Here is a 12,666-nt window from a genome sequence, read left to right as displayed (position 1 = left end):
TGCATGAAAAGGACGTTGCACCCGATTTCCGCGTTTGCTCGCACGCGCTCCAGGCACTCGCGCCTGTCCACCGCCATCGCCACCGGCCTCGTGGCCCTGATCGCGACGCCTGCCGTCTGGGCGGTCGACAGCGCCGCTGCGCCCGCCCGCGACGACGTGGCGCACACGATTGCCGCCGCCTTCGAGGCCGGCGCGCCGCAGGCGCACGCGGCAGTTCCCGCGCGTGCGCCGTGGTCGATCGATTTCAGCCGCCGCTGGCAGCCCGCCGCCGCCACGACGATCCGCAGCGCGGCAGCGCCGGTCGCGACGCCGGCAGCGCCGCCGTCGGACGACCTGCGCGACGCCGAAGCATGGATCACGCCGGAATTCGAAGGCGACTGGGGACTCCAGGCGATCAACGCGCACCACGCGTATGCGCGCGGCCTCTCGGGTGCCGGCGTGCGGCTCGGCCTGCTGGATTCCGGCGCGGGTCTGGACCATCCGGAGTTCGCGGGCAAGGACCACCGTTCGATCGTGATGGCCGAGCTGCTGGCCGATGGCAGCCGATGCGCCGACGGCACCGTGCTCGCCGGACCGGACGCGTGCTTCTACTCCGAAGGCGACCAGGTCGCGATCGACGCCGAGTACTACGACCCGTCGCTGGCCCAATACTTCCCCAACCCCGCCAACGATTACCTGTGGGGCAACACGTTCTATTACTACGGCAGCCACGGCACGCACGTCGCCGGCACCATCGCGGCCAATCGCGACGGCAGCGGCATGCACGGTGTCGCCTTCGGCGCGGACCTGAGCTCGGCGCGGCTGTTCAACGACAGCCTGACCATCGTCGACGTCCCGTGCTATTTCTTCGGTCAGTGTTCGACCTACGGCACCGGCGCCGACAGCACCGCCTTCGCGCAGATGTACGAGCAGGCCATCGCACACGGCGTGCAGGCGATGAACCACAGCTGGGGCTACACCTACGAGGCCTATACGCCGGACGAGGTGGAGCTCTACCACGAGGCGCTGATGGCGGATCCGGGCATCGCCGCGACTTTCGAGCAGATGGCCGCCGCCTCGCGCGACTCCGGCATGCTGCAGGTCGTGGCGGCAGGCAACAGCGGCGTCAACGCCACGCCGGCATCGAGCCCGCAGGCCAGCGCGCCGGCAACGCTGCCGATGCTCTTCCCCGAGATCGAGCAGTACTGGGTCAGCGTGGTCAACGTCGACCAGCAGCTCGGCCTGAGCAGCCAGTCGATGAAGTGCGGCGTGACCGCGGAATGGTGTCTGGCGGCGCCGGGCTCGTTCATCACGTCGACGGTGTACGCGGGTGACGAGAACATCGTGGCCGACTGGGTGGTCGACGCCGGCGGCAACCTGCGCTTCGAATGGCGCCCAGGTCCGCGACGTGATGCTGACCACGGCGACCGACCTCGGCGAAGAAGGCGTCGACGAGATCTACGGCTGGGGTCTGCTCGACCTCCGGAAGGCGATCGAAGGGCCGGGCCTGCTGCGCGTCGACACCGACGTCGACATGCGCACGGTCGCCGGCGGCCACAAGGTCTGGGAAGGCGGGGCCTGGGACGACTGGACCAACGACATCGGCGGCCCCGGCCGGCTGACCAAGTCCGGCATCGGCTGGCTGCGCCTGTCCGGCGACAACAGCTTCGCCGGTGCGACCGTGACCGACGGCCTGCTGGAACTCGACGGCGACAACGCCCTGACCGGCGACGTCCGCGTCGATGGCGGCGGCCTGCTGGTCAACGGCAGCCTGAGCGGCAGTGCGCTGACGATCGCCAGCGGCGAGGCCGTGGTCAACGGCACCGTCTCCGGTGGCCTGACCCGCGTCGAGCGCGACGGCGTGCTCGGCGGCAGCGGCACGCTCGGCGACACCTGGGTGGCGGGCCTCATTGCGCCCGGCAATTCGATCGGCACCCTGACGGTCGACGGCGACTACACCCACACCGCGGACGCGACGCTGCTCGCGGAGCTGGCGCCGCCGGACCAGGCGGATCTGCTGCGCGTGACCGGGACCGCCGAGCTGCTTGGCGGCACCCTGACCGCGGCGCCGGAACCGGGCACCTATCTGCTCGGCCAGCAGTACCGCGTGCTGACCGCCGACGGCGGTCTGACCGGTGAATTCGACGCCGTCGACGGCTCCGCGCTGTCGCCGTTCCTGTCGCTGTCGCTGCTGTACGCGCCGACGACGCTGGACATCGCCGTCGCCCGCGGCGCCTCGCTCACCACGGCGGCCGTCACCGGCAACCAGCAGGCCACCGCGACGGCATTGGATGCGCTGGCGGACGACCAGGGGCTGCTCGTCCCGTTGACCCAACTGGGCGTCGACGAGGCGCGGGCCGCGTTCGACCAGTTGTCGGGCGAGATCCATGCCAGCGCCCAGCAGGTGCTGATCGACAGTGGCCGGCTGGTCCGCGACGCCGCGCTGTCGCGCGCCGCCAGCGGCCAGGATGGGTTCCGCAGCCAGCACGACGCGGACGCCGGCACCGGCGCCTGGGTCGAAGTGCACCGTCAGGGCGGCCGTATCGCCGGCGACGGCAACGCGGCACGCGTCGACTACAGCGGCACCGCTGCGCTGGTCGGCATCGACCACGTGTTCGGCGACGGCTGGCGCGTCGGCGCTTTCGGCGGCACCGGCACGACCGACTTCGACGCGCGGCTGCGCAGCGCCGAGGGCGAGGTCGACACCCGCCACGTCGGCGTCTACGCGAGCCAGTCGTGGGCCGGGTTCGGCGTGCGCGCCGGCTATTCGTACGCGTGGCACGAGCTGGACGCCGAGCGGCAGGTGGCGTTCGCCGGTTACACCGACGACCTGCGTGCGGGCTACGACGCCACCGCCTGGCAGGGCTTCATCGAAGCGGGCTACCGTCTCGGCTTCGATGCCTGGGAACTCGAGCCTTACCTGCAGTACGCGCATGTGGCGCTGGACACGGACGGCTTCCGCGAAGACGGCGGCGCGGCCGCGTTGCAGGGCCAGGCGACGGACACGCGCCTCGACCTGACGACGGCGGGCCTGCGCTTCAACGTCAATCTGCGCGGCAGCGCGCAGGAGCAGACCTGGTTGAGCCTGCGCGGCAACGTCGGCTATCGCTACGCCGGCGGCGACCAGCACCGCACCTCGCAGGTCTCGTGGGACGGCAGCAACTGGGCCGGCGTACGTGGTCCGGCGATCACCGACGAGGCGACCCTGGTCGAGCTGGGGATCGCGGCGCGCACGTCGGCCAACAGCCTGCTGGAACTCGGCTACAGCGGCGTGCTCGCGGACGACGCCCGCGATCACGGCGCGAACGCACGGTTCTCCGTGCAGTTCTGATCGCGGCGCTCTGTTGAACGAAAGGGAGCGGCTCCGGCCGCTCCCTTTTTTTTTACTGGCGCCGACCCGTCGTCAGGTCGTCCTCGCCTCCCGGACGGACCACCGCCTCAGCCCGCGCGCGCCGCGCGCCAGCTGCGGACCAGCATCGCCGGTGCGGACACCGCGTCGACCTGGCCGCTGCGCGCCAGGATCTGCAGGCGGCCGTGCAGGATGGTGTCGTGGAGACGGCGCGGCCGGGTGCCGCTGCCACGTGCTGGCCAGGCCGCCAGCAAGGCCTCGGCCAAGATGCGACTGCCTGTCAGGAAGGCCTGGGAGGCCAACAGGGGCGCCGCATGCGGATGGACCGCGGCGCTCGCCTGCCCGTTCTCGTCGAACAGATGCCGCTCGCAGGCGGCGACGGCGCGAGCCAGATCCTGCAGCGACGCGAGATGCGCGCCAGCGGCGTCGGGATCCTCGCGCATGGCCGGCAGGTTGCGCAGCGCCAGCGCGAGCGTCTGCCACGGTGCGTCGCTGCGATACAGCGGCACCGCCAGCGGATGGCGACGCGCCTGCTTCGCCCAGCCCTGCAGTTCTTCCTGCCACCACGCGAGCTTGGCCAGACCCGGGGTCGGATCGGCGCCCGCCCACGCGGCGTCGGTCAGCTCGTCGAGCAGGCCGAACCAGGCCTGCAGGCGCGTGCGCTGGGCTTCGGGCACGAAGGCAGCGGCGATCCGCCACTCCGGCCAGCGCGCCTGCCACTTGGCGAGGAAATCGGTGTCGCCGTCGCTCGTGGCGTTCATTCGAATACGGGCCAGGTCGCGGCATCGCACAGCGCCGCGGCGGCGTCGACCATCACGTCGCCGCCCCAGGCGACCGGGTCGTCGTCGTCGAGGCGGTAGCCCCACAACGCGACGACCGACGGCATGCCCGCGGCCTGCGCGGCGAGGATGTCGCGCGCGTCGTCGCCGACGTAGGCGCAACGGTGCGCGGGAATGCCGATCGCGTCGGCGGCATGCAGCAGCGGCAGCGGATGCGGCTTGCGCTCGGCCAGGGTGTCGCCGCCGACCAGCACGCCGCAACGCGTCTGCCAGCCGAGCTGCGGCAGGATGTCGCGCGCCAGATACTCCGGCTTGTTGGTGACGATGCCCCAGGGCGTGCCCGCCGCTTCCAGCGCCGCCAGCATCGCCTCGACGCCGTCGAACAGCACGCTGTGCCGGCCGAGTTCCTGCTGGTAGACCGCGAGGAATTCCGGCACCAGATCGATGACCTGGGCCGGATCGAACTCCGGGAACGCCGCCGACGCCATCGCGCGCGCGCCGCGCGAGACATGCGGACGGATCGCGGCCAGCGTCACCGGCGGCCGCTGGCGGTCGGCGCGCATGCGGTTCACCGTCGCGAGCATGTCCGGGGCGCTGTCGAGCAGGGTGCCGTCGAGATCGAACAGCACGCCGTCGGGAAACCGGGCGCGCGCAGGCGCGGCATCGGAGACGGCGGTCAAGCCGGCTTCCGCGCGCAGGCCAGATAGTTGACGTCGGTCCGCGAGACGATGCGGGCGGCGTTGCGCCACGGTTCGTACATCAGGCCGCTGACGTCCTCGAGCGCCAGCCCGGCATCGCGCAGCCACGCGGCGAGTTCGGCGGGCTTGATGAACGCGTCGTACTGGTGGGTGCCGCGCGGCAGCAGGCGCGCGACGTATTCGGCGCCGACGATCGCCAGTGCGAACGCGGCCGGCGTGCGGTTGAGCGTCGAGACGAAAAGCCGGCCGCCCGGCTTGAGTAACGTCGCGCAGGCCTGCAGGATCGCGCCGGGATCGGGCACGTGCTCCAGCATTTCCATGCAGGTGATCGCATCGAAACTGCCCGGCCGCTCGGCGGCCAGCGCCTCGACCGACTGCACGCGGTAGTCGACCTGCACGCCGGATTCGAGACCGTGCAGTTTGGCCACGCGCACCAGATCCTCGGCCAGGTCGATCGCGACGACCTTCGCGCCGTTCCGGGCCATCGCTTCGCTCAGCAGGCCGCCACCGCAGCCAACATCGAGGACGGCCGCGCCGTCGAGCTGGACGCGCTCGCGCACGTAACCGAGCCGCGCGGGATTCAGCGCGTGCAGGGCCTTTTGCGGCCCGGCCTGGTCCCACCAGCGATTGGCCAGCGCGCCGAACTTGTCGAGTTCGGCCTGGTGGAAGTTGTCGTGTCGTGCGGACTCGTGGGGGGCGGTCATGCGAACCTCGTCAGGCGCGGGTCTGGAGCGTGGAAATACGGTCGCGCCACTGGCGCGCGTTGGCGCCGATCGCGTCGAGGTCGAGGTCGACCAGCACGCGCTCGCGCAGTTTGGACTGCCCGGCGATCCACACGTCGCTGACCTGGTGGCGGCCCGCGGCGTAGACCAGCTGCGACACCACATGGTGCAGCGGCTGGGTCTCGACCGGCGACAGGTCGACACAGATCAGGTCGGCCTGCTTGCCCGGCTCGATCGAGCCGACCAGATGCTCGAAGCCGATCGCCTTCGCGCCGCCCAGCGTCGCCGCGCGCAGCGCCGTGAACGCGTCGAAACCGGCGGCATCGTTGGCGACCGCCTTGGCCAGGATCGCCGCGGTGCGGGTCTCGCCGAACATGTCGAGGTCGTTGTTGCTGGCGACGCCGTCGGTGCCGATCGCGAGCGTCACGCCTGCGCGCTCGAGCGCACAGGCCGGGCAGAAGCCGGACGCCAGCTTGAGATTCGATTCCGGGCAGTGCACGACGCTGACGCCGCGTTCGGCGCACAGGTGGATCTCGGCGTCGGTCAGCTGGGTCATGTGGACCGCGATCAGCCGGTCGTTGACCAGGCCCAGCCGATCCAGGCGCGCGAGCGGACGCTGGCCGTGCTCGGTGATCGACTGCTCGACCTCCTGCGCCGTTTCGTGCAGGTGCAGGTGCACCGGCAGGTCGAGCTGGTCGGCGAGCATGCGGATGCGCTCGAAATTCGCATCGTTGACCGTGTACGGCGCATGCGGCGCGAACGCCATCGCGATCAGCGGATCGTCGCGCCACTGGTCGTGGACCTCACCGGCCTTGTCGAAGTATTCGTCGTCGCTGGACGCCCAGGCGGTGGGGAAATCGATGACCGGCAGACCGATCCGCGCGCGGAAGCCGTGCCGCTTGTAGACGGCGGCCTGCACGTCGGGAAAGAAGTAGTTCTCGTTGACGCAAGTGGTGCCCCCGCGAAGCATTTCCGCGAGCGCCAGGGTGATGCCGTCGGCGACGAACGCCGGGCCGATCACCGCGCCCTCGATCGGCCAGATGTGCTCCTGCAGCCACACCTTCAAGGGTAGGTCGTCGGCGATGCCGCGCAGCAGCGTCATCGGATTGTGGGTATGCGCGTTGACCAGTCCGGGCAGCACCGCCGACTGCGGGCGCGACACGGTCTCCTTCGGCGCGAAGCGGGTGCGCGCCTCGGCGACCGGCAGCACGGCCACGATCTGGCCGTCGTGCACGGCGACCGCGTGGGCTTCGAGCACGACCGCGTGCGGCTCGACGGGGACCACGAAACCCGCCTCGATCAGCAGGTCGATGGTGTGCAGGGGGGCGTCATGCATGTTCATTCGTCCACGGGATCCCGGATCCAGAAAAAGCCGTTGTGCAAGGCATCGACATCGTATCGGGCGCCGTCGTAATGCACGACCCGGCTCGCCCGGCGCTGCGTCGTCACCGCGTCGTCCCCGCTACTGCCCGTCGCGCGTTCGGTGCGCGACACGTTCGCGATCACGCGCAGGTCGGCATAGCCATGGTGCGTGCCCGGCTCCACACCGATGCTGAGGGCCGCGTCTTCGGTCACCAGACGCTGGTCGAGCGTCCAGCTGCAGGGTTCGCCTTCGATCCGTTGCCAGAGCTCGAGATAGCTCGAGAACACGGGCCGCAAGGCGCTGCCATTGCGCACGTACAGGGTGAGTTCGTCATTGAAGCGCCCGTCGGGACAGCTCGCCCCCGGCGCGGCGCTGCGCAGCACCACGCCGAACGCGCGCACGCCGGGGGCGAGGTCGTAGCGCGCGGTGTCGAGGCGCAGGCCATCCGCATCGAGCGCGAAGACCGCGTCTTCCGCCAGATCCGTCGTGTGCACGGCGAGCGGCCGGGTATCCTGCGTCCCGAGTACGGCGACGACCAGGCGCAGTTCGCGCGGCACAGGGGCCTCGGACGCCGGCAACGGATACGCCACCGCCGCGAGCGACAGCGCGGGATCGAACGGCCACACGCGACAGGCCTGGGCCACGAGGGCCGGTGCGCCATCGGCGGGGAGCAGCGACGCATCGGCGAGCGCGCGGATGATCGGCGCAGGACAGGCCTCGGCTGCGAAGACGACGCCCGGCGCGCCAACGGCCGCGAGCAGGAGCGCCAGCGCGCCTGCCCCCGTGCGCCGGGCGCGCGTCGCGATCACTTGACCCGGCTGACGTACTCGCCGGAGCGGGTGTCGACCTTGATGGTCTCTTCCTGACTGACGAACAGCGGCACACGCACCACCGCACCGGTTTCCAGCGTGGCCGGCTTGCCGCCGCCGCCGGAGGTGTCGCCGCGCACGCCGGGGTCGGTCTCGACGATCTTCAGGTCGACGAAGTTCGGCGGCTGCACCGCGATCGGATTGCCGTTCCACAGGGTGACCACGCAGTCTTCCTCGCCCTTTAGGTACTTGGCGGCATCGCCGACGCCGGCCTTGTCGGCCTGGACCTGCTCGAAGGACTCGGGGTCCATGAAGTGCCAGTATTCACCGTCGGCGTAGAGGAAGCGCATGTCGGTGTCCATGACGTCGGCCACTTCCAGCGAATCGGTCGCCTTCATCGTCAGCTCGACGACGCGGCCCGACTTGATGTTGCGGTACTTGATGCGGGTGAACGCCTGGCCCTTGCCCGGCTTGACGTATTCGGTCTCGGTGATCACGCAGGGATCGTTGTTGACCAGGATCTTCTGTCCGTTCTTGACGTCGTTCATGCCGTAGCTGGCCATCTTCGCTCCTGCTGGGCCGCCATCGGCGGCGGCTACACTATGGGGATTGCGGCCGCGGCACGGCCGCGTTCCGCTTCTGGATCACAGTCCCCATGATACCCGCTGCTCCCGCCACGATGCAGCCACGCCGCTGGCAGCAGGCGTGGCGCGACGCCATCCGCGACCCCCAGGACCTGCTGGCGGCGCTCGGCCTCTCCGATGCCGGGCTGCCGGTGTCGACCGCAGCGACGACCCAGTTTCCGCTGCGGGTACCCCGCGGTTTCGTTGCCCGCATGCGCCATGGCGATCCCCACGACCCGCTGCTGCGGCAGGTGCTGCCGCTGGACGCCGAACTGCGCCCCGCGCCCGGTTTCGATTTCGACGCCGTCGGCGACGCGGCCGCCAAGGCCGGCCACGGCGTCCTGCACAAATACGAAGGCCGCGCCCTGCTGATCGCCACCGGCAGCTGCGCGGTGCACTGCCGTTACTGCTTCCGCCGGCATTTTCCGTATGCGGAAGAAACTGCCGCGGCCGCCGGCTGGGCCTCGGCGCTGGCGGTGGTCCGCGACGATCCGAGCATCCACGAGGTCCTGCTGTCGGGCGGCGACCCCCTGTCGCTTGCGACGTCGAAGCTGGCCGAACTCACCGACGCCCTGCGGCACATCCCGCATCTGCGCCGGCTGCGGATCCACACGCGTCTGCCGATCGTGCTGCCCGAGCGCGTCGACACCGAACTCTGCGCCTGGCTGGCCGCGCTGCCCTGGCCGGTCACCATCGTGGTGCACGCCAACCACGCCAACGAGTTCGACGGCACCGTCGACACCGCGATGCGCGACCTGCGCGCCGCCGGCGCGATGCTGCTGAATCAGGCGGTGCTGCTGCGCGGCGTCAACGACGACGTCGACGCGCTCGCCGATCTCGCCGAGCGCGGTTTCGAGGCCGGTGTGCTGCCCTACTACCTGCACCAGCTCGACCGGGTCGCCGGCGCGGCCCATTTCGAGGTGACGGACGCGACCGCATTCGTGCTGCATGCCGCATTGGTCGCCCGCCTGCCCGGCTACCTCGTGCCGCGTCTGGTCCGCGAGGTCGCGGGGGACACGTCCAAGCGCGCCCTGCATGCGCCGGACGATGGACGGAAAGTGGCGCCCGTGGCATAACGCCCACTGCCCTCGGAGACCCGAATGCCGAACCACACCGACACGCCGCTGCGCCTGCTGATCGTCGACGACCGCGTCGAGGATGCCGAGGCGGTCGTCAGCGGCCTGCGCAACGCCGGGATCGCGGTGCGCCCGCAGCGGCCGGCAGATGTCGACGAACTCGAAACGATGATCGGCAGCCAGTCGCTGGACCTGGTGCTCGCGGCGATCGCGTCGACGTCCCTGCCATTCGCACGGGTCATGCAGAGCGTCGCCGGGACCGGCAAGGACGTCGCCGTCATCGCGCTGGCCGACACGCTGGACGAGTCGTCCTACGTCGACACCCTGCTGGCCGGCGCGCGTGCCGTCGCGCTGCGCCATGCGCCGCAGCAGCTGCTGGCCTGCGTGCGCGAACAGTGGGCCGACCGCGACGCGCGACGCGCCCTGCGCCGGCTCGAATCGCGGGTCCGCGAGACCGAGCGCCGCTGCGATGCGCTGATCGATTCCTCGCGCGACCCGATCGCCTACGTGCACGAAGGCATGCACATCCGCGCCAATCCGGCGTATCTGGAAATGTTCGGCTACGAGGCCTTCGAGGACGTCGAAGGCGTCTCGCTGCTGGACATGGTCGCGCCGCAGCACGTCGAGAACTTCAAGACGCTTCTGAAGAGCCTCAGCAAGGGCGAACCGCCGCCGGCGCGCCACGAGATCGAAGCGCGCGACATCGAGGGCAACGTCTTTCCCGCGTCGATGGAATTCGCGACCGCGCAGTACGAAGGCGAACCCTGCCTGCAGGTGGTCTTCCGTCGCCGCGAGCTGATCGACCCGGGCCTCGCCCTGGAGCTGGAGGAACTGCGCCAGCGCGACCAGGTCACGGGCCTGCTGAACCGGCCGACCTTCCTGCGCTCGCTCGAGGACGCGGTCGACGACGCCGCGCAGAGCGACGGCAAGCACGGCTTCCTGATGATCGAGCCCGACCATCACCAGCAGTTGCTCGGCGACATCGGCCTCGACCACGCCGACGAACTGCTGCACGCGGTCGCGGTCCATCTGCAGGCGCAGCTGGGCGACAACGCCACCGCGGCGCGCTACGCCGAGCACACGCTGGCCGTGCTGCTGCACCACGACGGCTACCACGCGACCGCGGCGATGGCCGAACGCATCCGCGAAGCCTTCGCGTCGCACGTGTTCGAGATCGGTGCGCGCTCGAGCGTGGTCACCGTCAGCATCGGCGGCGTCCAGATCGGCGAGAAGATCGCCAACGTCGGCCAGGTGCTGGCGCGCGCCACGCGCTCGGTCGAATCCGCGCTGGGCACCGGCGGCAACCGCTGCGAGATCTTCGATCCCGGTGCGGTCGACCGTGCCGAAGAAGAGCAGGTCCGGGCCTGGGTGGCGAAGCTCCGCAGCGCGCTCGACGATGAAGGTTTCCTGCTGCACTACCAGCCGATCATCAACCTGCAGGGCGACACCGCCCCGGTCTACGAGACGCTGCTGCGGCTCGACGGCGGCGATGGCGAACTGATCGCACCCGGCAGCTTCCTGCACATCGCCGAAGAGAACGGCATGCTGGCCGAGATCGATCAGCACGTCGTCGGCCGCACCATCGCGGCGCTGGGCCAGCGCCTGCGCGAAGACCGTCCGACGACATTGCTGGTGAAGATCAGCCAGGCCTCGCTGGAAGGCGACGCGCTGCCCCGCTTCATCGGTGCGCAGCTGGCCGAGCACCAGGTACCGGGCGAATACCTGGTGCTGCAGTTGCCGGAATCGAAGGTCTTCACGCATCTGAAAGCAACGCAGGAATTCGCCGCCGCGATCGGCGTCTACGACTGCCGCTTCGCGCTCGAGCAGTTCGGCGTGGGCCTGGATTCGTTCCAGCTGCTGACCCATCTGCAGCCGCATCTGCTCAAGCTCGACCGCAGCTTCACCGAGGATCTGCCGCAGAACGCCGAGAACCAGGAACGGGTGCGCGAGATCGCCAAGCGGGCGCGGCAGATCGGCATCCGCACGGTCGCCGAGTTCGTCCAGGACGCGGCCAGCATGTCGATCCTGTTCTCGGCCGACATCGATTACGTGCAGGGCAACTTCCTCGCCGCGCCGACGCCATCGATGAACTACGACTTCGAATAAGCCACCGCGGTCTGCGATGCGCACGAGCCCGCCGCAAGGCGGGCTCTTCGTTTCGGGACACGCCGTCCGCCCTGGGCCCGCGACCGTACTGCGCACAAGAAAAAGCCCGCCATCAGGCGGGCTTTCCGGTGCCAGCATCGCGTAACGTCAGGCGACGATGCCCTGACGCACCGCGTCGCGGTCGAGCGGCGCATTGCGCAGCGCGGCGATGCGCTCGTCGAGCGGCGGATGGCTCATCATCAGCTTCTTCAGGCCCGTGCCCACGCCACCGCTGATACCGAACGCGGCCACCTGCTTGGGCAACGTGCTCTGGCCGTAGGTCTGCGCCAGACGCTCGAGCGCGGCGATCATCTTGTCGCGGCTGGCCAGCTGCGCGGCGCCGGCGTCGGCGCGAAACTCGCGGTGGCGCGAGAACCACATCGTGATCATCGAGGCGAACAGGCCGAAGACCATGTCGAGCACGAAGACGATCGCGAAGTAGCCCAGCCCACCGCCGCCGCTGTCGCGGCCACCGCTGAGAAAGTTGTCGACCACGCGGCCGACGACGCGCGCCAGGAAGATCACGAACGTGTTCACCACGCCCTGCAACAGGGTCATCGTCACCATGTCGCCGTTGGCGACGTGGCTGACCTCGTGCGCGAGCACCGCTTCCGCCTCGTCGCGCGTCATCGCACGCAGCAGGCCGGTCGAGACCGCGACCAGCGAGGCATCCCGGCGCGCGCCGGTCGCGAACGCGTTGATCTCCGGCGCGTCGTAGATCGCGACTTCCGGCATGCCGATGCCGGCCAGTTGCGCCTGGCGCTGCACGGTCGTCAGCAGCCAACGCTCGGATTCGTTGCGTGGCTCGGTGATGACCTGGGCGCCGGTGAAGCGCTTGGCCGACCACTTCGACAATGCGAGCGAGACGAAGGCGCCGCCGAAGCCAAACAGCGCTGCGAACACCAGCAGGCCCATATTGCTGGACGCGTTGAGGCCGAACACGGCCATGACGACGCTGACGAGTGCCAGCACCGCGAGGTTGGTGGCGATGAGCAAACCGAATCGCTTGAACATGGAATTCTGTCGGGCTTGATGCCTGCGCTGGCGGGGAATCGCGCCTGCATGATCTGTGCATGCAGGCGACGATTTCAATCGGCGCGCACGGGTGGCAGAGTGTCGACCC

General features: G+C 70.0%; 10 protein-coding genes and 1 pseudogene. 4 read left to right on the top strand and 7 right to left on the bottom strand.

Going from position 1 to position 12,666, the window contains the following annotated elements:
- Window positions 1-3: 3 nt before the first annotated feature.
- A pseudogene (locus CJ022_RS17620) lies at window positions 4-1,254 on the top strand (S8 family serine peptidase); the annotation flags it as partial.
- A 136-nt stretch (window positions 1,255-1,390) separates the two neighbouring features.
- A complete protein-coding gene (locus tag CJ022_RS17615) occupies window positions 1,391-3,310 on the top strand; it encodes an autotransporter outer membrane beta-barrel domain-containing protein (protein ID WP_233198857.1) in 1,920 nt (639 codons plus the stop codon).
- A gap of 107 nt (window positions 3,311-3,417) precedes the next feature.
- Here CJ022_RS17615 and CJ022_RS15940 read toward each other — a convergent pair whose 3' ends face one another.
- From CJ022_RS15940 to efp, 6 genes are read right to left on the bottom strand one after another with little or no spacing between them, the layout of a single operon-like run.
- A complete protein-coding gene (locus CJ022_RS15940; RefSeq protein ID WP_101927625.1) occupies window positions 3,418-4,089 on the bottom strand; it encodes a phytoene/squalene synthase family protein in 672 nt (223 codons plus the stop codon).
- A complete protein-coding gene (locus CJ022_RS15935) occupies window positions 4,086-4,787 on the bottom strand; it encodes a phosphoglycolate phosphatase (protein ID WP_101927624.1) in 702 nt (233 codons plus the stop codon). The genes CJ022_RS15940 and CJ022_RS15935 overlap by 4 nt, the downstream gene beginning before the upstream one ends.
- On the bottom strand, window positions 4,784-5,509 hold the full coding sequence (ubiG, locus tag CJ022_RS15930) for a bifunctional 2-polyprenyl-6-hydroxyphenol methylase/3-demethylubiquinol 3-O-methyltransferase UbiG (protein ID WP_101927623.1): 726 nt from the start codon (window positions 5,507-5,509) through the stop codon (window positions 4,784-4,786). The genes CJ022_RS15935 and ubiG overlap by 4 nt, the downstream gene beginning before the upstream one ends.
- Before the next feature lie 10 nt (window positions 5,510-5,519).
- On the bottom strand, window positions 5,520-6,863 hold the full coding sequence (locus CJ022_RS15925) for a TRZ/ATZ family hydrolase (protein WP_101927736.1): 1,344 nt from the start codon (window positions 6,861-6,863) through the stop codon (window positions 5,520-5,522).
- Window positions 6,864-6,865: 2 nt separating this feature from the next.
- Window positions 6,866-7,699 carry a PA3715 family protein gene (locus tag CJ022_RS15920; protein ID WP_233198847.1) on the bottom strand — a complete coding sequence of 278 codons (834 nt, stop codon included), beginning with the start codon at window positions 7,697-7,699 and terminating at the stop codon, window positions 6,866-6,868.
- A complete protein-coding gene (efp, locus tag CJ022_RS15915) occupies window positions 7,696-8,262 on the bottom strand; it encodes an elongation factor P (protein WP_101927622.1) in 567 nt (188 codons plus the stop codon). Before efp ends, CJ022_RS15920 begins: the two co-directional genes overlap by 4 nt.
- Before the next feature lie 92 nt (window positions 8,263-8,354).
- Between efp and epmB the strand changes: the two genes are divergently transcribed.
- Together epmB and CJ022_RS15905 are read left to right on the top strand one after the other, a co-directional pair.
- Complete coding sequence (epmB, locus tag CJ022_RS15910) at window positions 8,355-9,398, top strand: EF-P beta-lysylation protein EpmB (protein ID WP_101927621.1); 1,044 nt, start codon at window positions 8,355-8,357, stop codon at window positions 9,396-9,398.
- Window positions 9,399-9,422: 24 nt separating this feature from the next.
- Window positions 9,423-11,504 (top strand): EAL domain-containing protein, encoded by a 2,082-nt coding sequence (locus tag CJ022_RS15905; protein ID WP_101927620.1) that lies wholly within the window; start codon window positions 9,423-9,425, stop codon window positions 11,502-11,504.
- A gap of 147 nt (window positions 11,505-11,651) precedes the next feature.
- On the opposite strand, the gene htpX is transcribed toward CJ022_RS15905, so the two are convergent.
- A complete protein-coding gene (htpX, locus tag CJ022_RS15900) occupies window positions 11,652-12,557 on the bottom strand; it encodes a protease HtpX (RefSeq protein ID WP_101927619.1) in 906 nt (301 codons plus the stop codon).
- Window positions 12,558-12,666 lie beyond the last annotated feature (109 nt).

It is taken from the genome of Luteimonas rhizosphaerae (genome assembly GCF_002849595.1).
GTDB classification, from domain to species: Bacteria; Pseudomonadota; Gammaproteobacteria; order Xanthomonadales; family Xanthomonadaceae; genus Luteimonas; species Luteimonas cellulosilyticus.
This window is presented reverse-complemented; position numbering and strand designations above follow the sequence as displayed.